We start from the raw sequence: 20881 nt of genomic DNA on the forward strand, positions 1-20881 counted from the left end.
TCAGCTGTCCAGTTCGGCCAGGACCGCGTCCGAGCAGGCCGGCCAGACCTCGGCGGCCCACGGGCCGAAGTCCCGGTCGGTGAGCGCGACGCAGGCCACGCCGGCCTCCGGGTCGACCCACAGGAAGGTGCCGGACTGGCCGAAGTGGCCGAAGGTGGCGGGCGAGTTGGCGGTGCCCGTCCAGTGCGGGGCCTTGCCGTCGCGGATCTCGAAGCCGAGACCCCAGTCGTTCGGCCGGCGGTGGCCGTAGCCGGGCAGCACGCCGCTGGTGCCGGGGAAGGCGACCTCGCGGGTGGCCTGCCGGACGGTGGACGGGTCCAGCAGCTTCGGGGACTGGAGCTCGGCGGCGAACCGGACCAGGTCCGCGACGGTGGACAGGCCGCCGGCGCCGGCCGGGGACCTGTGCGCGGTGTTCAGCAGGGTGTCGTGCATGCCCAGCGGCTCGAACACCGCCTCGGCGGCGTACCGGGAGAACTCGATCCCGGCGGCGTCGGACAGCGCCCGCGCCAGCGCGTCGAAGCCCGCGTTGGAGTACAGCCGGCGGTTGCCGGGCTCGGCGAACACCCGGTCCTCGTCGAAGCCCAGGCCGGAGGTGTGCGCGAGCAGGTGGCGTACGGTCGAGCCGGCCGGCCCGGCCGGGTCGTCCAGCTCGAAGACGCCCTCCTCGACCGCGACCAGCACCGCGTACGAGGTGAGCAGCTTGGTCACCGACGCCAGCGGGAACAGGTGCTGCTGCGGCCCGTACGTGCCCAGCACCGCGCCGTCCGCCCCCCGGACCACCGCCGCCGCGGCATGGGGCACCGGCCAGTTCTCGATCATCCGCAAGCTCTCCATGCGCCCGACTCTAACGAAGGCCCGAAAACGGGTGGCGGGAGCACCCGGGTGCGAGGCTTGCTTGGAGTGCACTCCAACTCGATAGCGTCGTCGTCACCGCTCACCACAGGGGGTAACCGCTCATGGCCACGCTCGCACCCGTCCAGCTCGACCTGCGGACCTGCGCCGACGTGTACCAGCGCCCGGTCGGCGATCCGGACCGGACCCCGCGGCACACCATCAGCGAGGTCGCCGTGGCCAGCGGGCTCACCGCCCACACCCTGCGCTGGTACGAGCGGATCGGCCTGCTCGACCCGGTCGACCGCTCCGCCAGCGGCCAGCGCCGCTACTGCGACGCCGACCTGCACCGGCTGGCCTTCCTGGGCCGGCTGCGGCTGACCGGCATGCCGATCGCCGACATGCTCCGCTACGTGGAGCTGGCCCGCGAAGGTGAGCGGACCTACGAGGCGCGGCGCCAACTGCTGGTCGACCAGCGCGAGGAGGTCCGCCAGCGGGTCGCCGACCTCCAGGCCACCCTCGCCGTCCTCGACTACAAGATCGACCTGTACTCCGGCCGGATCGCCGCGTCCGACGAACCGGCCGTCTGCCGCCACGAGTAGCCACCATCAGCACGCCGCACGCGGAGTACACCGCAGCGGAGTGCACCGCACGCAGAGGAAGAAGCAGAGCGATGACCGTCTCCGTCCTCCCCACCGTCCAGCTCGGCACCGACGGCCCGTTCGTGGGCGTCCAGGGCCTCGGCTGCATGGGCATGAGCGACTTCTACGGCCCGACCGACCGGCCCGAGGCGCTCGCCACCCTGGACGCCGCCCTGGAAGCCGGCGTCACCCTGTTCGACACCGCCGACGCCTACGGCTTCGGCCGCAACGAGGAGCTGATCGGCCCCTTCGTCCGCGCCAACCGCGACCGGGTGGTGCTCGCCACCAAGTTCGCCCTCGAGCGCACGGAGGACGACCCGGGCCGCCGCAGCATCCGCAACGACCCGGCGTACATCCGGGCCGCCGTGGACGCCTCGCTGCGCCGCCTCGGCGTGGACGAGATCGACCTCTACTACATGCACCGCCGCGACCCGGCCGTGCCGCTGGCCGACTCGGTCGGCACCATGGCCGAGCTGGTCCGGGCCGGCAAGGTGCGCCGGCTGGGACTGTCCGAGGTGACGGGCGCCGAACTGCGGGAGGCGTACGCGATCCACCCGATCGCCGCACTGCAGTCCGAGTGGTCGGTGTTCGCCCGGGACGTCGAGCGTACGGCGGTGCCGGCCGCGGCCGAACTGGGCGTCGCCTTCGTGCCGTACTCGCCGCTCGGCCGGGGCTTCCTGACCGGGGCGTTCCAGGCCGCCGAGCAGCTCGCGGCGGACGACGTCCGGCGCACCCAGCCGCGCTTCACCGGCGCCAACGCGGCGGCCAACGCCGAACTCCTGGCGCCGCTGCGGGAGATCGCGACGGCCCGCGGGGTGACCCTCGCGCAGGTCGCGCTGGCCTGGGTGCACCAGCGGGCCGAGGTGCACGGGCTCACGGTCGTGCCGATCCCCGGCACCCGCAAGCGCAGCCGGCTCGCCGAGAACACCGCGGCCGCCACGCTGCGGCTCACCGCCGAGGAACTGGCCCGGCTGGAGCCGGTGGCGGGCGAGGTCGCCGGGGACCGCTACCCGGACATGCGCCTCACCCAGGTCGGCCGGGAGTAGCGGCGGCCGGGGAGCGGCCGCCCGGGCCGCTCCCCCTCCCGTCCCGGGTGCCTTCTCAGACCTCCCGGCCGAGCCAGGCGGCCAGCCGGGTGTGCACGTCGGCGTCCGGGGCGACCGGCCGCACCTCGCCGAACGGGACCGGTCCGCCGCGGTGCTCGGCCGACAGGACGGCCTGGGCGACGGCCAACGCGGCGTGCGCCAGGGCGTCGTCCAGCGGCTGCCGGGAGCCGAGCGCCCGGGCGATGTCCCAGGTGTGCGCGACCGTCTCCATCAGGTAGCCGCCGACCGCGACCCGGCCGGGCACCACGCCCCAGGGTGCGTGGGTCGGGCGGTCCAGCGCGGCGTCGTCCGACCAGGCCGCGACGGCCCGGGCGCGGGCCCGGTCCAGCGCGCCCGGCCAAGCGTCGTCCGCCAGGTCCCCGGTGGCGGCGACGACGTCCTCGGCCCGGCCGCCCTCGCCCAGGTAGGCGAACCGGTGGATGCCGCCGACCACGTGGCTCAGCAGCTCCCGCAGGGTGAACGCGCTGCACGGGGTGGGCCGGTCGAGGGCGCCCGGGGTGATCTCGGCGAACAGCTTCTCCAACTGGCCGAGGGCGAGCAGGTACTGCGGGCGGGCGTCCTGGACGGAGTTCACGTGGAATCAGCTCCCTGGGGTGGTGCGGGCTTTCGGGCTCGAACGGCAATCTCCCAGTAAAACCTGACAACCGCCGTCAGGATTGCTGGGATTCTGCTGCCATGAAGGCCGACCGCCTGCTCTCCATCCTGCTCCTGCTCCAGACCCGCGGCAGGGTGCCCGCCACCGAACTGGCCGGGCGCCTGGAGGTGTCCGTCCGCACCATCTACCGCGATGTGGAGTCGCTCTCCGTCGCCGGCGTGCCGGTGTTCACCGAACGCGGCCGGCACGGGGGCATCAGCCTGCTGCCCGGCTACCGCACCGACGTCACCGGACTGACCGCGGACGAGGCCCGGGCGCTGTTCGTGCTCTCCGCCCAGGGCGCGCACAGCGACCTCGGGCTGGACGGCGCGCTCGGCTCGGCGCTGCGCAAGGTGATGGCCGCGCTGCCGGCCCCGCACCGCCCGGCCGCCGAGCGCATCACCGAGCGGATCCTGGTCGACCCGGCCCGCTGGCTGCAGAGCGGCCCGGCGGCCGGCGCCGCGACCGGCCCCGAACTGGGCGAGCTGCAGTACGCGGTGTTCGCCGACCGGCGGTTGCGGCTGCGCTACCGGCACAGCGGCACGCCCGCGCCGGTGGAGTACACCGTGGACCCGTACGGGCTGGTGAGCAAGGCCGCGGTCTGGTACCTGGTGGCCGATCTGCACGGCGAGCCCCGGCTGTTCCGGGCCGACCGGGTGCTGGCCGCCGAGACCACCGAGGAGGCGGTGCGCCGCCGCCCCGGAGTGGGGCTCGGGGATGCCTGGGCGGTGCTGCGCGAGCAGGTGGAGCGGCTGCCGAAGGAGCTGCCGGTCCGGGTGCGGGTGCGGCGCGGGCGGCTGGATATGTTCGTCCGCATCCACGGCGGCCGGGTCACCGCGCCGCCGCCGGAGGCGGGCGCCGGGCCGGCCGAGGAGTGGGTCGAGGTGGCGATGGTCTTCCCGGCGCCGGCGGCCGTCCGTGCGCTGCTCGCCTTCGGCGCGGACGCCGAGGTGCTGGCCCCGCCCGCGGCCCGCCGCGAGCTGGCCCGGGCGGCGGCGGACGCGCTGCGCCTCTACCAGGACTAGGAGTATGTGGGCTCTAGGAGTTCGGGGCGGGCCGGACGACGTCCTGGTAGTGGCCGAGCGAGATCGCCGCGAAGTTGTGCAGGCTGTCGGTGCCCTCGGTGAAGTAGCCGTTGTGGCCGGCCGCGCGGGCCGAGGAGATCTGCTCGGCGCCGAAGCCGCCGGCGGTCGGGTCGGCGCCGTGGCCGAGGCCGCCGACCTCCAGGTACGGGACGTTGCCGATCCAGTCGGTGGGGTTGCGGGTGGCCCAGACGTGCACGCCGGCGCCCAGCTCGCTGGTGCTCTGCACGCCCATGCCGGGGCTGCCGAACACCATCAGGTCGGTGATCCCGGAGGTGTCGGAGGGGGAGGCGGCCGCGCGCGGGATCTCGGGGGCGGCGTTGCCGCAGACCACGGAGCCGTACGAGTGGCAGAGCAGGGCCGGGGGCGCGTCCGGCCGGGTGGTCTCCTTGAGCCCGGCGAGCAGCCGCTGCAGCCGGGGCGCGCCGACGTCGGCGAGCCGGGAGGTGACGGCGTCCGGGCCGAGGCCGGACGGGGTGACGTAGCCGGTCCAGGCGATCACCGCGGTACGGGTGTTCGGCGCCTGCCGCTGCTCCTCGGTGTACAGGGCGCGGGCCATGCCGGCCGGGGAGCGCAGCGGTTCGGCGGCCTGGTCGAAGTGGCCGAGGTCGGCGTCCGAGCCGGGGACGACGACGGAGATCCGCTCGGCGTCGGCGAGGTCGCCCCACACCTCGGTGATCAGGCCGCGGCCGCGCGGGTCGAAGGCGAGGATCTGCCGGTCGGGGCCGAGCAGGTGCTCGACGTCGTTGGCGCGGGAGACGGCCAGCTCGCGGGTGTCGGCGTCGAGCTTGTGGTCGGCGGCGCGGGCCCGGGCGCTGTCGCGTTCGGCGGCCAGCGCGATCTTGTTGGCGCGGTAGCGCAGGTCCAGCGGGGCGCCGTCGAAGTTGCCGACGACCAGCGGGTAGTCCCGGATCAGCCGGTCCAGCTCGGTGGGGGCGAGCGAGGCGAAGAACGCGGCGGCGGCGGCCGGGGTGGTGGTGGCCGGGTCGGGCAGGGTGCGGTCGAAGCTGTGGTCCTGGACCCAGGCGGCGCTGCCGGCCGGGGGTGTGGAGATCGCCAGCTGCTCGGTGGAGGCGGCCGCCTGGGCCGCCGCGGCGCCGGCGTCGGCGAGCACGGCACAGCCCGCGAACGCCCCGATCAGTACCCGCTTCCAGCGCCGACGGTTGCGCACCGCACCAACTCCCTTAGGGCCCGTCACCGTTTCTCGGGCGGTGCCCGGAGGGTGCGACAAGACTGCCTGCTTCCCTGCGCAAGCGTAGGGCGCCCGGAGAGGCGACGCGCCCGCCCAAACTGTGGGATGGCTCACATGAACCGGCGGTGTCGTTTCAGCGTCACAGAGCGGCCCGCACGTCGAATTCGCGCACCATCCGCTTGGGCGCCGTGCGCCGCCAGGCCTCGACGACGAGGTCGCGCAGCTCCTCCGGATCGACCAGGTCCAGCCGGACGCTCACCCAGCCGTGCCGCCCGACGTACGGCGCGCTGGAGAACACCTCGGGCTCGGCGGCGAGCAGTTCGGCCTGGTCCTCGGGGGAGGCCTTGACGGTGACGGACCGGCCCCCGGGCGCGCCCATCGCGAAGATCCGGCCGCGGATCCGCAGGGTCTCGATGTCCCAGGTCGGCTCCTGTGCGGCCTCCGGCAGGGCGAGCGCCATCGCGCGGAACTCCTCGAACGTCACCATGCCCGCAGCGTAGGGCAGGGGACCGACAGCGCGCGGGCCCGGGCAGGGGGCTCGGAGGGGCGCGGACCGATCGGTCCGCGCCCCTCAGTGCCTCACTCTCCGGCGCAGGTCACACCATGCCCAGCGCGTACGCGGCGAACAGCGCCGCACCCGCCGCGGCCAGCGCCTTCCCGGCCCGGGAGAAGGCCGTCCAGGGCCCGTCGAACCGCCGGGTGAACCACCCGATCGCCACCAGCACGGCCGCGAACAGCGGAAGCAGCGCCACCCGGGCGGCCACCCAGCCGATCGAGTCCGGCGCGGTGGTCAGCCCCGGTACGGCGCCCAGGCCGGCCGCGCCGGGCACCGCCACCGCGAGCATCGCGCTCTGGTGCCAGCAGAAGATCGTCATCGCCGAGAGGTTGACCACCACCACCGGCAGCCACAGCAGCGGGCGGCGGGTCAGCAGCCGGCCCAGCCGCTCCCGCAGCAGCACCGCGGCGCCGCACTGCGTCGCCGCCAGGGCCAGCACCAGCAGGGACGGCGGGTGCGAGTTGGTCCGCTCCATCCCGGGCACCCCGACCATGCTGGCCGGGTAGTGGAACGCCAGCAGCAGCGTGGCGAACAGCGCGCCGCCGCCGACCAGCAGCACCCGGGCCACCGGGCGGCCGAGCCGGCCCTGCGCCCACAGCACGCCCAGCTGGTAGCCGAACAGCCAGCCCGGCAGGATGTTCAACAGTCCGACCCAGGACGGCACCGCCTCCGCCCACGGCCCGTACCGCAGCAGGTCGACCGCGGCGACGGCGGCCACCAGGACGCCCGCCGACCAGCCGCCCAGCCGGCGCCCGGCCGCCACGCACAGCGGGGTGAGCGCGGTCAGCCCCAGGTAGACCGCGATGTACCAGAGCGGCTGCACCACCAGCGTCGCGCCGGTCCGCACGGTGTCGCCGGGGACACCGAGCGCGGGCAGCAGCGCGATCAGCAGCGCCCAGACGGCCGTCACCCCCAGCACCGGGCGCAGCAGCCGTACCGACCGGCCGCGCAGCCAGCCCGGGTACGTCACGCCCTTGGCCCGGGCCCGCTCCAGCGACTGGACCGAGGAGTGGCCACCGACCAGGAAGAACACCCCGAGCATCTGGAGCACCCAGCTGATCGGGGCGAGGCCGCCGAGCGAGGAGAGCGGGCTCGCGTTGTGCAGGGCGCCGTCGGCGGAGAGCGTGAAGCCGCCGAGCAGCCAGTGCCCGACCGGCACGGCGAGCAGGGCGAGGGCGCGCAGCCCGTCCAGGGCGCGGTCGCGGGTCTCGGGGGTGCGGGCGTCGACCTGGTGGGCGGCGCGGCGCAGGGCGGTCAGCGGGTGGGCCATGGCGGTGCTCCTTTCGGTGAGGCGGTCAGCGGTCGAGGCCGAGGCCGAGGGCGATGGCGGCGAAGGCGGTGAGCGAGGCGGTGCCGGGGGCGAAGTAGCCGGCGTGGCCCTCGGATCCGGTGGCGGGCAGCGGGTGGGCGCCGAAGCCGGGGGCGGTGGGGTCGGCGCCGTGGCCGAGGCCGAGCACCGAGACGTAGGGGACCCGGCCGATCCAGTCGGAGTCGTTGCGGGCGGTGGCCCAGAGCGGGACGCGCGGGTCGAGGGCGGCGGCCGAGCCGACGCCCATCCCGGGAGAGCCGAGGACGACCACGCCGGAGGCCTGGTCGGGCCCGGGGCGGGCCAGCCCGCAGACCACCGAGCCGTAGCTGTGGCAGAACACCGTGGCCGGGGCCTGCGGACGGGTGCTGACGGCGAGTCCGTCGAGCAGTCGGGTGAGCCGCGCGGCCCCGGCCCGGGCCAGGTCCTCGGTGGCGGCGCCCAGGCCGATCCCGACCGGGGTGGTGTAGCCGGTCCAGGCGATGACGGCGGTCTGCCGGTCGGTGGCCTGGTAGAGCGAGCGGGCCATGCCGGCGGGGGTGCCGTACGAGCCGGGGGAGCGGTCGAAGTTCTCCAGGTCGTTGTCCGAGCCGGGGACGACGACGGCGGTGCGGGGGGCGGCGGCGAGGTCGCCGAAGACCTCGGCGACCTCGCCGCGGCCGCGCGGGTCGAAGACGAGGATCCGGCGGTCGCCGTCCAGCAGGGCGCGGTAGCGCTCGGCGCGGGTGCGGGCCTGCTCGTGGTCCTGCGGGGTGAGCGCCGGGTCGGTGGCTCGGGCGAGTTCGCGGCCGAGCTCCGCGGTGAGGGCCAGCGTGTTGGCCCGGTACCGGAGTTGGACCGGGGCGCCGTCCAGGTTGCCGACCACCAGTGGGTGCCGGACGGCCAGCGCGTCCTGCTGGGCGGGCGTCAACTCGGCGAAGAAAGCGGCGACTTCGGCCGGGGTGGCGGTGGCCGGGTCGGGCGGGTGGACGCCGAGCGCGGTGTCGGCCACCCAGGCGGCGCTGCCCGGCGGCGGGCCGGTGACGGCCTGTTGGGCATCCGTGGAGAAGCCGCCGAGACCGAGCACCGCGGCCAGCATCACCGTACTGGCCGCGATGGCTCTCTTGACCCGAAACTTCCCCATGTCCGGCCCCTCCCTCGTCCGTTCGACTTCGACGGAAAGGAAGGTAGAAATGCGACGGCCCCGCGGACGTCACACCGCGGGGCCAACTCCCGGGTGCTACCGGGGTACTACTCGGGGTATCGCTCGGGGTACCACGGGGGTGCCGCCCGGGTGGGGGCGGCCGGGACCACCGGCCCGGCGGGCGTCACTGGCCCGGCGTCACGAGGCCGGACTCGTAGGCGAGGACGACGGCCTGGGCGCGGTCGCGCAGGTCGAGCTTGGCGAGGATGCGCCCGATGTGGGTCTTGACGGTCTGCTCGGCCAGGACCAGCCGGCCGGCTATCTCCTGGTTGGACAGGCCGCGGGCGATCAGCTCCAGCACCTCGGTCTCACGCGGGGTGAGGCCGTTGAGCCGCAGTTTGGGGTCCCGCCGCCGGGCCGGCCGGTTGCGGGCGAAGTCCTCGATCAGCCGGCGGGTCACCGAGGGGGCGAGCAGCGCCTCGCCGGCCGAGACCACCCGGACCGCGGAGATCAGGTCGGCCGGCGGGGCGTCCTTGAGCAGGAAGCCGCTGGCCCCGGCGCGCAGCGCCTCGTACACGTAGTCGTCCACGTCGAAGGTGGTCAGCATCATCACCTTGGGCCGGTGCGCGCCGGGGACGGCGGGGTCGAGCAGTCGGCGGGCGGCCTCCAGGCCGTCCATGACGGGCATGCGGACGTCCATCAGCACCAGGTCCGGGTGGGTGCGGCCGCTCACCTCCAGGGCCTGCGCGCCGTCCGCCGCGTCCCCCACCACGTCGATGTCGCTCTGGGCGTTGAGCAGGGCGGCGAAGCCGGCCCGCACCATGGCCTGGTCGTCGACGATGATCACGCGGATGGTCATGCGGGCTTCTCCCGGGGGGTTTCGAGGGGCAGGACGGCGGCGACCTTGTAGCCGCCGTCCGGCATCGGGCCGGTCTCCAGCCTGCCACCGACCAGCCGGGCGCGTTCCCGCATTCCGATCAGTCCCTGTCCGGTGCCCTCCATGGAGGCCTCCAGCGACTCGGTGTGCTGGGGCGGGGGCGTGTTCACCACGGTCAGCAGCAGGGTGGCGCCCTCGTCGACCAGGGATATCCGGGCCCGCGAACCGGGCGCGTGGCGCACCACGTTGGCCAGCGCCTCCTGCACGATCCGGTACGCGGACAGGCCGACGGCCTTCGGCACCGCCTCGGCCAGCCCCGGATCCACCGTCAGCTCGGCCGGGACCCCGGCCCGCCCCACCGTCTCGATCAGCTGCGGCAGCTGCTCGATCCCGGGCTGCGGCACCTTCTCGGCGGCGGACTCCTCGCTGCGCAGCACGCCCAGCAGCCGGCGCATCTCGGTCAGCGACTCGCGGGCGGTGCCGGCGATGGCGGTGAACTCCTCGGTGGCCGCGGCCGGTACGCCGGTGATCCGGTACGGCGCGCTGGCCGCCTGCACGGCGATCACCGACATGTGGTGGGCGACCACGTCGTGCAGTTCCCTCGCGATCCGGGCGCGCTCCTCCAGCAGGGTGCGCCGCTCGCGTTCGGCCTCGCTGATGTGCTCCTGTTCGGCGAGCAGCCGGCGGGCCTCGGTGCGGTCCTGGACGGCCCAGCCGAGCAGCAGGGCGGCGCCGCCGAGGGCGACCAGCAGCATGGTGGTGCCGTCGTCGGCGTGCGGGAAGCCGAGCGTGGTGGTGAGGAGGGTGAGCAGGATCGTGGCGATCCAGACCGCGATCAGGGTGGCCCGGCTCTCCCGCAGCGCGAGTGCGATCAGCAGGAAGACGTACGCCAGGACCATCGGCGCCGTCCACGGCCAGGTGCCGCCGAACTGGTGGTGCCGGGCGGTGATGGAGGCCGTGGTGACGAGGGTGGCCGCGCTGATCCACCAGGCGGCCAGCGGCCGGGTGATGGCGAGCAGCAGCGGTGCGGTCTGGGCGACGGTGAGCGCGCCGGCGATGGGCACGGCGACGCCGTAGAAGTCGACCAGCGCGACGATCCCGGTGGGGATCAGCGAGGCCTGCATGATCAGCGCGACGACGTACGGAAGCCGGCGCAGCCAGGCGCGGGGCGAGTCCCCGAGCAGCGGGGCGTACCCGCCGGTCGGGGTGGTGAGGTGGTGCCGGAGCGAGCGGAGCAGCCGGAGGGCCTGCGCGCGGACTTCGGTCGTGGTGATCGTCTTCATCGCGGGCCAGCCTAAGAGGGTGCCGTCCGCCCGTCGTCGCACTGGGGTCGAACATCGGAGTGCTACCGGAGTAGGGGGTGCTACCCGGGTACTACTGCTCCCGGCACGGTTCCGGGGCCGGGAGTGGTGCCCGCGGTACTACCGCGGGCCGGTACTACCGCGTGGCCGGTACTACTGCGGGCCGGTGCGCCAGTGGCCGGCCAGGGCCGGGCCGAGCTGGTCGAAGTGGCGCTCGATGACGGTGACCATGCCCTCGGGCCCGGCGGGCTCCTGGTCGGGGGTCCAGGACAGGTGGGCGGCGCGCAGCACGCTGCCGAAGACGGCGGCGAGCACGGTGGGGCGCAGGTCCTCGGCCGGGTCGAGGCCCTCGCGCTCGGCGAGCACCCGGACGACCACCCGTTCCTGCTCGGTGACCCGGCGCAGGTGGGTGGCGAGCAGGGTGGGGGTCTCCTCGATCATCCGCATCAGTTCGAGGGCGGTGGTGATCGAGCGGGGGCCGCTGCGGTGTTCGGCGCCGAGTTCGCGCCAGGACTGGACGATCGCGGCGCGCAGGGCCTGGAGCGGGGACTCGTGGGCCGGGCGGCGGCACAGGCACTCGATGAAGTAGTCCTCGGCGTCGGCCATCACGGCGAGCGCGACCTCGTCCTTGTTGGCGAAGTAGCGGAAGAAGGTGCGCTGGGAGACCTCGACGGCGGAGGCGATCTCGTCGACGGTGGTGCGGGCGAAGCCCTGGCCGAGGAAGAGCACGTGGGCGGCCTGGACGAGGGCGTCCCTGGTCTGCTGCTTCTTGCGCTCGCGCAGCCCTGGCAGCCGTTCGGGGGTGCCCGGGGCGGCGGTGGGGGTGGGGGTGCGAGCGGCCATGGCGGGGCCTTCCGAGCGCGTGCGGGCGGGGTGAGGAGCACAACCTTAGCGCTCTGACAAATGTCAGCCAGAGTCAGAAGTCAGTGTTTGCCGAATGTCAGTGGCTGACATAATCTGCCGGAAGTGGCGCTCGCCGACCGGGCACTCGTGGGGACGGGTGGGTCGCGGCGCCACGCCCACGTTCCGTTCTCTGCCACGCCCCCGGAGGGCCCCAGATGAGCCAGTCCGTCGTCAAGAACGCCAAGGCGGACGTCCCGCCGCAGCGCACGCCACCGGGCGGGGGAGGGCTCAAGGGGCACCCCTGGCTGACCCTGCTGACCGTCGCGGTCGGCGTGATGATGGTCGCCCTGGACGGCACGATCGTCGCCATCGCCAACCCCGTCATCCAGGCGGACCTGAAGGCCGCGCCCTCCGAGATCCAGTGGGTGACCAGCGGCTACCTGCTGGCCCTGGCGGTCTTCCTGATCACGGCCGGCAAGATCGGCGACCGGTTCGGCCACAAGAACACCTTCCTGGTCGGCGCCGTCGGCTTCGCCGCCACCTCGGCCGCGATCGGCTTCGCCGGCAACATCCAGACCGTGATCGCCTTCCGGGTGCTCCAGGGCCTGTTCGGCGCGCTGCTCCAGCCGGCCGCGCTCGGCCTGCTGCGCGGCGCCTTCCCGGCCGAGAAGCTCAACATGGCGATCGGCATCTGGGGCGGTGTGATCGGCGCCTCGACCGCGGCCGGCCCGATCGTCGGCGGCCTGCTGGTCGAGCACGTCAACTGGGAGTCGGTCTTCTTCATCAACATCCCGGTCGGCCTGATCGCGCTCGGCCTCGGCCTGTGGATCCTCAAGGACGTGCGGGCCGAGAAGGCCGCCAAGTCCTTCGACCTGCCCGGGATCGCGCTGCTCTCGGTGGCGATGTTCGCGCTGGTCTTCGGCATCATCAAGGCCCCCGAGTGGGGCTGGGGCGATGCCCGCACGCTGCTGTTCCTGGGCGGCGCGGTGGTCCTGATGGTGCTCTTCGCGTTCTGGCAGGCCCGGGCGAAGGAGCCGCTGATCCCGCTCAGCCTGTTCCGTTCGGTGCCGCTGTCGGCGGGCACCCTGCTGATGGTGCTGATGGCCTTCGCGTTCTTCGGCGCGATCTTCTTCGTGACCTTCTACCTGCAGAACGTGCACGGGATGTCGCCGGTGTCGGCCGGTGTCCACCTGCTGCCGATGACCGGCATGATGATCATCGGTTCGCCGGTGGCGGGCATCGCGATCGGCAAGCTCGGCCCGCGGATCCCGATCGTGGCCGGCATGCTGATCACCACCACCGCGATGTTCGGCATGTCCACCCTGGACGCGGGCTCCGGCACCGGCGTGATGTCGCTCTGGTTCGTCCTGATGGGCCTCGGCATCAGCCCGGTCATGGTCGGCGCCACCGAGGTGATCGTCGGCAACGCCCCGCTGGAGCTGTCCGGTGTGGCCGGCGGCCTCCAGCAGGCCGCGATGCAGGTCGGCGGCAGCCTCGGCACCGCGGTGCTCGGCGCGCTGATGGCCGCCAAGGTCACCGACGTGCTGCCGGGCAACTGGGCCCGGGCCGGCCTGCCGCCGGTCCAGGGCGCCGAGGCCGAGGGCCTCAAGCAGGCCGCGCAGCTCGGCATCGCCCCGCCGGCCCCGGCCGGCACCCCGCAGCAGGCGGTGGACGCGATGGCCGGCGCCGTGCACGACTCCTTCGTCAGCGGCATGTCGCTCGCCTTCGCGGTCGCCGCCGTGGTGGCCTTCGGCGCCGCCGTGCTCGGCCTGCTCACCCGCCGCGGCACCGTCGACGCGGGCCCGGCCGTCCACATCTGATCCCGCGCGGCCAACGGCCGACGACCAGCGGCCCCGGACTCGATGGAGTCCGGGGCCGCTGCGTGCCCTCATCCGCCGCCGCGGGCCGGTGGGACCAGCGGGACCCGCTCGGGTGCACCCGGGAACGCCGAAGGGCCGGACCTCCGTGGTCGGAGGCCCGGCCCTTCAGGGTCTAGCGGGTGATCAGGCGTCGCCGCCGGCGGCGCCCGGGTCGGCCGCGGCCACGTCGAGCAGCTGGTAGCGGTCGATCGCGTCCTTCAGCGCGCTGCGGTCGACCTTGCCCTGCTTGGCGAGCTCGGTGAGCACCGCCAGGACGACCGACTGCGCGTCGATGTGGAAGAAGCGACGCGCCGCACCGCGGGTGTCGGCGAAGCCGAACCCGTCGGCGCCCAGCGACTGGTACTGACCGGGCACCCAGCGGGAGATCTGGTCCGGCACCGCGCGCATCCAGTCGGACACGGCGACGACCGGGCCCTCGGCACCCTGGAGCTTCTGGGTGACGTACGGCACGCGCTGCTGCTCCTCGGGGTGCAGCAGGTTGAACTCCTCGGCCTCCACCGCGTCGCGGCGCAGCTCGTTCCAGGAGGTCGCGGACCAGACGTCGGCCTTGACGTTCCACTCCTCGGCGAGGATGCGCTGGGCCTCCAGGGCCCACGGCACGGCCACGCCGGAGGCGAGGATCTGGGCCGGGATCTGGCCGGCGGTGCCCGGCGCGTACTTGTGCAGACCCTTGAGGATGCCCTCGACGTCCACGTTCTCGGGCTCGGCCGGCATCTTGATCGGCTCGTTGTAGACGGTCATGTAGTAGAACACGTCCTCGCCGTGCGGGTGCTCGGCACTGGTGCCGTACATCCGCCGCAGACCGTCCTGGACGATGTGCGCGATCTCGAAGCCGTACGCCGGGTCGTACGCGACGACGCCGGGGTTGGTCGAGGCCAGCAGCTGCGAGTGGCCGTCGGCGTGCTGGAGGCCCTCGCCGGTCAGCGTGGTGCGGCCGGCGGTGGCGCCGATGACGAAGCCGCGGGCCAGCTGGTCGGCCATCTGCCAGAACTGGTCGCCGGTGCGCTGGAACCCGAACATCGAGTAGAAGACGTACACCGGGATCAGCGGCTCGCCGTGGGTGGCGTAGGAGGAGCCGGCGGCGATCAGCGAGGCGGTGCAGCCGGCCTCGGAGATGCCGTCGTGCAGCATCTGGCCGGTCGGCGACTCCTTGTAGGCCAGCAGCAGGTCGCGGTCGACCGACTCGTAGGTCTGGCCGAGCGGGTTGTAGATCTTCGCCGACGGGAAGAGCGAGTCCATGCCGAAGGTGCGGTACTCGTCGGGCGCGATCGGCACGAAGCGGTTGCCGATGCCCTTGTCCCGCATGAGGTCCTTGAGCACCCGGACGAACGCCATGGTGGTGGCGATGGTCTGGTTGCCGGAGCCCTTCTTGACCGCCTTGTACGCGTCGTCGCCGGGCAGTTCCAGCTGACGCGGGCGCACCTTGCGGGTCGGCACGTAGCCGCCCAGCTCGCTGCGGCGGTCGTGCATGTACTGGATCTCTTCCGAGTCGCGGCCCGGGTGGTAGTAGGGCGGGTAGCCCTCGTCCAGTTGCTTGTCGGTGATCGGCAGGTGCAGCCGGTCGCGGAAGCGCTTCAGGTCCTCGACCGTCAGCTTCTTCATCTGGTGGGTGGCGTTGCGGCCCTCGAAGTTGGGGCCGAGCGTCCAGCCCTTGACCGTCTGGGCGAGGATGACCGTCGGCTGGCCCTTGTGCTCGCGGGCCGCCTTGAACGCCGCGTAGATCTTCTTGTGGTCGTGGCCGCCGCGACCCAGGTGCTGGACCTGCTGGTCGGTCATGCTCTCGACCATCTTGCGCAGGCGCAGGTCGCTGCCGAAGAAGTGCTCGCGGATGTACTGACCGGTCTCGGTGGCGTAGGTCTGGAACTGGCCGTCCACCGTGGTGTTCAGCTTGTTGACCAGGACGCCGTCGCGGTCCTGCGCGAGCAGCGGGTCCCAGCTGCGGTCCCAGACCAGCTTGATCACGTTCCAGCCGGCGCCCCGGAACTGGGACTCCAGCTCCTGGATGATCTTGCCGTTGCCGCGGACCGGGCCGTCCAGGCGCTGCAGGTTGCAGTTGACCACGAAGGTCAGGTTGTCGAGGCCCTCGCGCGAGGCCAGCGACAGCTGGCCCAGCGACTCCGGCTCGTCCATCTCGCCGTCGCCGAGGAAGGCGTAGACGTGCGAGTCGGAGGTGTCCTTGATCCCGCGGTGCTCCAGGTAGCGGTTCATCCGGGCCTGGTAGATCGCGCCGAGCGGGCCGAGGCCCATGGACACGGTCGGGAACTCCCAGAAGTCCGGCATCAGCCGCGGGTGCGGGTAGCTGGAGAGGCCGTACGGGGCCTTCGACTTCTCCTGGCGGAACGCGTCGAGCTGCTGCTCGGACAGTCGGTCCAGCAGGAACGCGCGGGCGTAGATGCCGGGGGAGGCGTGGCCCTGGAAGAAGATCTGGTCGCCGGACTCGCCCTCGGCGTCCTTGCCGCGGAAGAAGTAGTTGAAGCCGACGTCGTACAGCGACGCGGAGGAGGCGAAGGTGGCGATGTGCCCGCCCACGCCGATGCCCGGGCGCTGTGCCCGGGAGACCATCACGGCCGCGTTCCAGCGGGTCGCGTTGAGGATCTTTCGCTCGATCTCCTCGTTGCCGGGGAAGAACGGCTCGTCCTTGGTCGCGATGGTGTTGACGTAGTCCGTGCTGCGCATCTCGGGCACGGCGACACGCTTCTCGCGGGCGCGCTCGATCAGGCGGAGCATCAGGTAGCGGGCGCGCTCGCGCCCCCGCTCGTCGATGGCCGCGTCAAGCGACTCCAGCCATTCCGCGGTCTCCTCGGGATCGAAGTCCGGGACCTGACTCGGAAGGCCGCCAATGATGATCGGGTTGCGATCGGATCCGGAAGCCACGCTGTTCCTTCACTGTCGGTCGAAACTGAGGTGTGTCGCGCCGCCTCCATCGTGCTACCGCGCTCGGAGATCCGTCATCTCTACCGATCGGTAACCGTTCCGCCTGGTGGGCGGGACGGTCTGGCGGTGCGCGGGTCCGGGCGACTTCGCCCGCCCCGCACACCCCCGGGTGCTACGTACAGAGGTGGTCCGACCTGGTGTCCCGTCCGCCCGATGGCGGGCGGCCGGGGTGAGGGCCAACAGGAGACTCTACGCCCGCGCACGCGCGGACCCGAATGCCGTTCGTATCTCGGGCATCCGTACGCCCTGTGGGCCGGGACCACCCGAAGCATCCTTGTCTCATGCAGAGAAGGGCAAATCGGCGTGATTCCCGACACATCGAACGGCGTGTCCCCGCTGTGGCACGTCAACCTTTGGGGGGGATCGGGGGGCGGGTACTTGCGCGAACCGCCGCGCCCGTGTGGACTACGGCCACAGCCTCGGCATGGACGCCGGGCCGAATACTGGAGGTTATTCCCGTGAGCGCGACCGCGGACCCCGCGGACAAGTCCAACCCGGCGACCCGTCTCGGCTTCGAAGAGGGCCAGATCATCCAGGAGCTGGGGTACGACGACGACACTGACCAGGATCTCCGCGAAGGCATCGAGGAGCTCACCGGGACGGATCTCGTCGACGAGGACTACGACGACGTCGCCGACGCCGTCCTGCTGTGGCACCGCGACGACGACGGGGACCTCACCGACTCCCTCGTCGACGCCCTGGAGTACCTGGCCGAAGGCGGTCTGATCTGGCTGCTGACGCCCAAGACCGGGCGCGACGGCCACATCGAGGCGTCCGACATCGCGGACGCGGCCCGCACCGCCGGTCTCTCCCAGACCAGCTCGATCGCGGTCGCCAAGGACTGGGCGGCCACCCGGCTCGCCACCAAGTCCACGGCCAAGCCGGCCGGCAAGCGCTGAGCGGGCTCTGAGGCCCCGCACCGGGCCCCGCCGGAGGATCCCTCCGGCGGGGCCCGATCGTTTTCCGGGTCCGGAGCCGGGGGCGGCGTCGCCCTCGTCGTCACGGAGCGTGGTCGCCAGGGGTCGCGTCCGCCCCGGGGCCGGCCCGGAAACGCGTTCGCCCAGGGCGAAAGCGGTGGAGCGCGCGGGTGCCGCCCTCATCCATTCGGCGGAACGTGCCCGAACGGATGCGAGGATGGCGCTGGCCGCGCCGCCCGCGCGGCGCGGTCGCGTCAGAAAGGTCACGTCCATGGCCATCGAGGTCGGCACCGAGGCTCCGGACTTCGAGCTCAACAACCAGCACGGCGAAGCGGTCCGCCTCTCCGACTTCCGGGGCGAGCGGAACGTCGTCCTGGTCTTCTACCCGTTCTCCTTCACCGGCGTCTGCACCGGCGAGCTCGGCGCCATCCAGCGGGAGCTGGCGCAGTTGCAGAACGACCGGGTCCAGGTGCTCGGCGTCTCCTGCGACTCGCAGTTCACCCAGCGCGTCTTCGCCGAGCGGGAGGGCCTGGAGTTCCCGCTGCTGGCCGACTTCTGGCCGCACGGCGAGGTCGCCCGCGCCTACGGCGTCCTCGACGAGCGGAAGGGCTGCCCCGTGCGCGGCACCTTCGTGATCGACACGGCGGGCACGGTGCGCTGGAGCGTCGTCAACGACCTCCCGGACGCCCGGGACGAGCAGGAGTACCTGAAGGCCCTCGGCGCCCTCTGAGGCCCCGCGTGGAGGCCCGTGGCGGTGGCCGTGGGCCCGGCCCCGCGAACTTCGAACAGCCGCGCCGGGCCCGTTCGCACGTCCGGACGGGAACCGCGCACTACGCTCGGTCCGTTGGCCGGGTGGGGCACGTGAGCCGCTCGCCGGCCGGCGCCTCGAACCGCACCACGGGGGCACCAGGGCGTGCCTCCCGATTCTTGGAGGACAAGTGGGTGTCAGCCTGAGCAAGGGCGGCAATGTCTCGCTCACCAAGGAGGCCCCGGGGCTTTCGGCCGTGGTCGTCGGCCTGGGCTGGGACGTCCGGACCACCACCGGGACGGACTTCGACCTGGACGCCAGCGCGCTGCTCTGCAACGAGCAGGGCAAGGTCGCCTCGGACGGGAACTTCGTCTTCTTCAACAACCTGAAGAGCGCGGACGGCTCCGTCGAGCACACCGGTGACAACCGCACCGGCGAGGGCGAGGGCGACGACGAGGCGATCAAGGTCAACCTGGCCGGCGTCCCGGCGGACGTGCAGAAGATCGTCTTCCCGGTCTCGATCTACGACGCCGAGAACCGCGGGCAGAACTTCGGCCAGGTCCGCAACGCGTTCATCCGCGTGGTGAACCAGGCCGACAACACGGAGCTGGCCCGCTACGACCTCTCCGAGGACGCCTCCACCGAGACCGCGATGGTCTTCGGCGAGCTGTACCGCAACGGCGCGGAGTGGAAGTTCCGGGCCATCGGCCAGGGCTACGCCTCCGGCCTGCGCGGCATCGCCCAGGACTTCGGCGTCAACGTCTGACCGGACGACACCGGACGGCGCGGGGCGGCGGCGGACGACGGCCGGTCGCCCGGCGCGGGAGCCTTCTACGGGGCGGCCCCGGACCTCCAGAGGTCCGGGGCCGCCCCGGCTTCGTGTCGGCTCCGTGCGCTGCGAGGATGTGAGTTCAGGAAGTTCAGCCGGCCAAACGGGGCCGGCCCGGGCCGTGGGGGACTACACCTTGTAGGCGCGCCCCGGGAGAAGGCAAGGGAGGAAGAACAGTCATGGTGGTCACGCTCGCCAAGGGCGGGAACGTCTCGCTCACCAAGGCCGCGCCGAACCTGACGCAGGTCCAGATCGGCCTCGGCTGGTCCGCCCGTTCGACCACGGGCGCACCGTTCGACCTCGATGCGAGCGCCCTGATCTGTGGTGGCGGCCGGGTGCTCGGTGACGAGTACTTCGTCTTCTACAACAACCTCAAGAGCCCCGAGGGCTCGGTCGAGCACACTGGTGACAATCTCACCGGCGGCGAGGACGACGGCGACGACGAGGTGGTCCTGGTCAACCTGGAGCTGGTTCCGGCGCAGGCGGACAAGGTGGTGTTCGCGGTGTCGATCTACGACGCCGAGGCGCGGCTGCAGAACTTCGGGCAGGTCCGCAACGCCTACATCCGGGTCGCCAACTCCCTCGACGGCGAGGAGATCGCCCGTTACGACCTGTCCGAGGACGCGTCCAGCGAGACCGCGATGATCTTCGGCGAGCTGTACCGCTACGCGGGCGAGTGGAAGTTCCGCGCGGTGGGCCAGGGCTACGCCTCCGGCCTGCGCGGCATCGCCCTCGATTTCGGCGTAAACGTACAGTAAGGGCGAAAAGGCGAAAATCAGAACAATCGCACCCAACCTACGATCATGAGAACAGAAGGCAGTGCGGGGGTGACCTGACCGGGCCCGGCCCGGTCAGGGCGTCTCGGGACGAGGCCGCCCCCGGCACGGCCCGAAACCCGAAAGGTAACCAAGTCCCGTGTTCCTCCGCACTTTCGGCTGGTCGTTCGCGATCACCGTCCTAGGCCTGATCGCGGCCGGACTGCTCTGGGGGGCCCAAGGATTCGGCATCGTGCTGATCCTCTCCATCCTGGAGATCTCCCTGTCGTTCGACAACGCGGTGGTCAACGCCACGGTGTTGAAGCGGATGAACCCGTACTGGCAGAAGATCTTCCTGACCGTCGGCGTGCTCATCGCCGTCTTCGGCATGCGGCTGGTCTTCCCGCTGCTGGTGGTCGGCCTCACCGCGAAGCTCAACCCCGCGACGGTCGTCGACCTCGCGCTGCACTCCGACAAGACGCACGCCGGCCTGACCTACGGTCAGTACCTGGAGGCGGCCAACCCCGCCATCGCGGCCTTCGGCGGCGTCTTCCTGCTCATGATCTTCCTCGACTTCGTGTTCGACGACGAGAAGGAGCACAACTGGCTGGGCTGGATCGAGCGCCCGCTGGAGAAGGTCGGCAAGCTGGACGCCTTCTCCAGCGTCGTCGCGCTGGTCGTGCTGGTGCTGGCCTCCAACTTCTTCGCCGGGGAGCACGCTGAAACCGTTCTGCTCGCCGGTGTCCTCGGCCTGATCACCTATCTCGTGGTCGGCGGCCTCTCCTCGATCTTCGAATCGGGTCTGGAGGAGGACGCCGAGCGCGAGGAGGAGGCCGAGAAGTCCGGCAAGTCGATCCTCCAGGTCGGCGGCAAGGCCGCGTTCTTCCTCTTCCTCTACCTGGAGGTCCTGGACGCCTCGTTCTCCTTCGACGGCGTGGTCGGCGCGTTCGCCATCTCCAGCGACATCTTCCAGATCACCCTGGGCCTGGGCATCGGCGCGATGTACATCCGCTCGCTGACCGTCTTCCTGGTCCGCAAGGGCACCCTGGACGACTACGTCTACCTGGAGCACGGCGCGCACTACGCGATCGGCGCGCTCTCGGTGATCCTGCTGGTCGGGATCAAATACCACATCCCGGAGATCGTCACCGGCCTGATCGGCGTCGCCTTCATCGGGCTGGCGCTCGGCTCGTCGATCCTGCGCAACCGGCGCGAGGCCGCGCGGGACGAACCGGAACTGGTGAGTACGGGTACCGGCGAATAGCCCGCCGGGTACGCGAAACGGCCGCCTCCGGGAATCCGGGGGCGGCCGTTTCGCGTCGCGGT

Annotated in this window: 19 protein-coding genes; 9 read left to right on the plus strand and 10 right to left on the minus strand. The window is 72.5% G+C overall.

All coding sequences use genetic code 11. The features are described from left to right. Positions 1 to 834 carry a serine hydrolase domain-containing protein gene (locus ACIP37_RS07760; RefSeq protein WP_363586296.1) on the minus strand — a complete coding sequence of 278 codons (834 nt, stop codon included), beginning with the start codon at positions 832 to 834 and terminating at the stop codon, positions 1 to 3. 122 nt (positions 835 to 956) lie between these two features. Here ACIP37_RS07760 and ACIP37_RS07765 point away from each other — a divergent pair, with 122 nt between their 5' ends. Continuing rightward, a complete protein-coding gene (locus ACIP37_RS07765) occupies positions 957 to 1433 on the plus strand; it encodes a MerR family transcriptional regulator (RefSeq protein ID WP_400805436.1) in 477 nt (158 codons plus the stop codon). A gap of 71 nt (positions 1434 to 1504) precedes the next feature. Next, positions 1505 to 2518, plus strand: coding sequence for an aldo/keto reductase (locus ACIP37_RS07770; protein ID WP_363586294.1), 1014 nt, complete (start codon positions 1505 to 1507; stop codon positions 2516 to 2518). 55 nt (positions 2519 to 2573) lie between these two features. Here the strand turns inward: ACIP37_RS07770 and ACIP37_RS07775 are convergent, their stop codons facing one another. Next, positions 2574 to 3152 (minus strand): TIGR03086 family metal-binding protein, encoded by a 579-nt coding sequence (locus tag ACIP37_RS07775; protein WP_363629273.1) that lies wholly within the window; start codon positions 3150 to 3152, stop codon positions 2574 to 2576. A gap of 101 nt (positions 3153 to 3253) precedes the next feature. On the opposite strand from ACIP37_RS07775, the gene ACIP37_RS07780 reads away from it, so the two are divergent. Then, complete coding sequence (locus tag ACIP37_RS07780) at positions 3254 to 4237, plus strand: WYL domain-containing protein (RefSeq protein ID WP_363586292.1); 984 nt, start codon at positions 3254 to 3256, stop codon at positions 4235 to 4237. Between the two features lie 13 nt (positions 4238 to 4250). On the opposite strand, the gene ACIP37_RS07785 is transcribed toward ACIP37_RS07780, so the two are convergent. The 7 genes from ACIP37_RS07785 to ACIP37_RS07815 all read right to left on the minus strand — a co-directional run bounded on the left by ACIP37_RS07785 (position 4251) and on the right by ACIP37_RS07815 (position 11492). Continuing rightward, a complete protein-coding gene (locus ACIP37_RS07785) occupies positions 4251 to 5465 on the minus strand; it encodes an alpha/beta hydrolase (protein WP_400805438.1) in 1215 nt (404 codons plus the stop codon). Positions 5466 to 5625: 160 nt separating this feature from the next. Then, positions 5626 to 5973: an MmcQ/YjbR family DNA-binding protein gene (locus ACIP37_RS07790; protein ID WP_400805440.1), complete on the minus strand. Its 348-nt coding sequence runs from the start codon at positions 5971 to 5973 to the stop codon at positions 5626 to 5628. Between the two features lie 109 nt (positions 5974 to 6082). Further along, the gene (locus tag ACIP37_RS07795) at positions 6083 to 7312 is read right to left on the minus strand and encodes an acyltransferase (protein WP_363586289.1); all 1230 of its coding nucleotides are present in this window, start codon (positions 7310 to 7312) and stop codon (positions 6083 to 6085) included. Between the two features lie 25 nt (positions 7313 to 7337). Beyond that, on the minus strand, positions 7338 to 8471 hold the full coding sequence (locus tag ACIP37_RS07800; RefSeq protein WP_400805442.1) for an alpha/beta hydrolase: 1134 nt from the start codon (positions 8469 to 8471) through the stop codon (positions 7338 to 7340). 184 nt (positions 8472 to 8655) lie between these two features. Further along, positions 8656 to 9330: a response regulator transcription factor gene (locus ACIP37_RS07805; protein ID WP_063347446.1), complete on the minus strand. Its 675-nt coding sequence runs from the start codon at positions 9328 to 9330 to the stop codon at positions 8656 to 8658. After that, on the minus strand, positions 9327 to 10631 hold the full coding sequence (locus tag ACIP37_RS07810; protein ID WP_363580684.1) for a sensor histidine kinase: 1305 nt from the start codon (positions 10629 to 10631) through the stop codon (positions 9327 to 9329). Before ACIP37_RS07810 ends, ACIP37_RS07805 begins: the two co-directional genes overlap by 4 nt. A 171-nt stretch (positions 10632 to 10802) precedes the next feature. Beyond that, positions 10803 to 11492: a TetR family transcriptional regulator gene (locus ACIP37_RS07815; protein WP_363620373.1), complete on the minus strand. Its 690-nt coding sequence runs from the start codon at positions 11490 to 11492 to the stop codon at positions 10803 to 10805. 215 nt (positions 11493 to 11707) lie between these two features. Between ACIP37_RS07815 and ACIP37_RS07820 the strand changes: the two genes are divergently transcribed. Next, positions 11708 to 13312 (plus strand): MFS transporter, encoded by a 1605-nt coding sequence (locus tag ACIP37_RS07820; RefSeq protein ID WP_363580688.1) that lies wholly within the window; start codon positions 11708 to 11710, stop codon positions 13310 to 13312. 183 nt (positions 13313 to 13495) lie between these two features. Here the strand turns inward: ACIP37_RS07820 and aceE are convergent, their stop codons facing one another. Continuing rightward, positions 13496 to 16246: a pyruvate dehydrogenase (acetyl-transferring), homodimeric type gene (gene aceE, locus ACIP37_RS07825; protein ID WP_363580690.1), complete on the minus strand. Its 2751-nt coding sequence runs from the start codon at positions 16244 to 16246 to the stop codon at positions 13496 to 13498. A 518-nt stretch (positions 16247 to 16764) separates the two neighbouring features. On the opposite strand from aceE, the gene ACIP37_RS07830 reads away from it, so the two are divergent. The 5 genes from ACIP37_RS07830 (at position 16765) to ACIP37_RS07850 (ending at position 20819) form a co-directional block, all read left to right on the plus strand. Then, positions 16765 to 17205: a DUF3052 domain-containing protein gene (locus ACIP37_RS07830; protein ID WP_363580692.1), complete on the plus strand. Its 441-nt coding sequence runs from the start codon at positions 16765 to 16767 to the stop codon at positions 17203 to 17205. Positions 17206 to 17494: 289 nt separating this feature from the next. Further along, on the plus strand, positions 17495 to 17953 hold the full coding sequence (locus ACIP37_RS07835) for a peroxiredoxin (RefSeq protein WP_363580694.1): 459 nt from the start codon (positions 17495 to 17497) through the stop codon (positions 17951 to 17953). A 208-nt stretch (positions 17954 to 18161) separates the two neighbouring features. Beyond that, entirely contained in the window at positions 18162 to 18737 is a 576-nt protein-coding gene (locus tag ACIP37_RS07840; protein ID WP_363580696.1) for a TerD family protein, read from the plus strand. 242 nt (positions 18738 to 18979) lie between these two features. Further along, positions 18980 to 19558 carry a TerD family protein gene (locus ACIP37_RS07845; RefSeq protein WP_363580697.1) on the plus strand — a complete coding sequence of 193 codons (579 nt, stop codon included), beginning with the start codon at positions 18980 to 18982 and terminating at the stop codon, positions 19556 to 19558. Between the two features lie 157 nt (positions 19559 to 19715). Beyond that, positions 19716 to 20819 carry a DUF475 domain-containing protein gene (locus ACIP37_RS07850; protein WP_363580699.1) on the plus strand — a complete coding sequence of 368 codons (1104 nt, stop codon included), beginning with the start codon at positions 19716 to 19718 and terminating at the stop codon, positions 20817 to 20819. The last annotated feature ends 62 nt before the right edge of the window (positions 20820 to 20881 follow it).

This window comes from Kitasatospora sp. NPDC088861 (assembly GCF_044750105.1).
In the GTDB taxonomy this organism is placed as follows: domain Bacteria; phylum Actinomycetota; class Actinomycetes; order Streptomycetales; family Streptomycetaceae; genus Kitasatospora.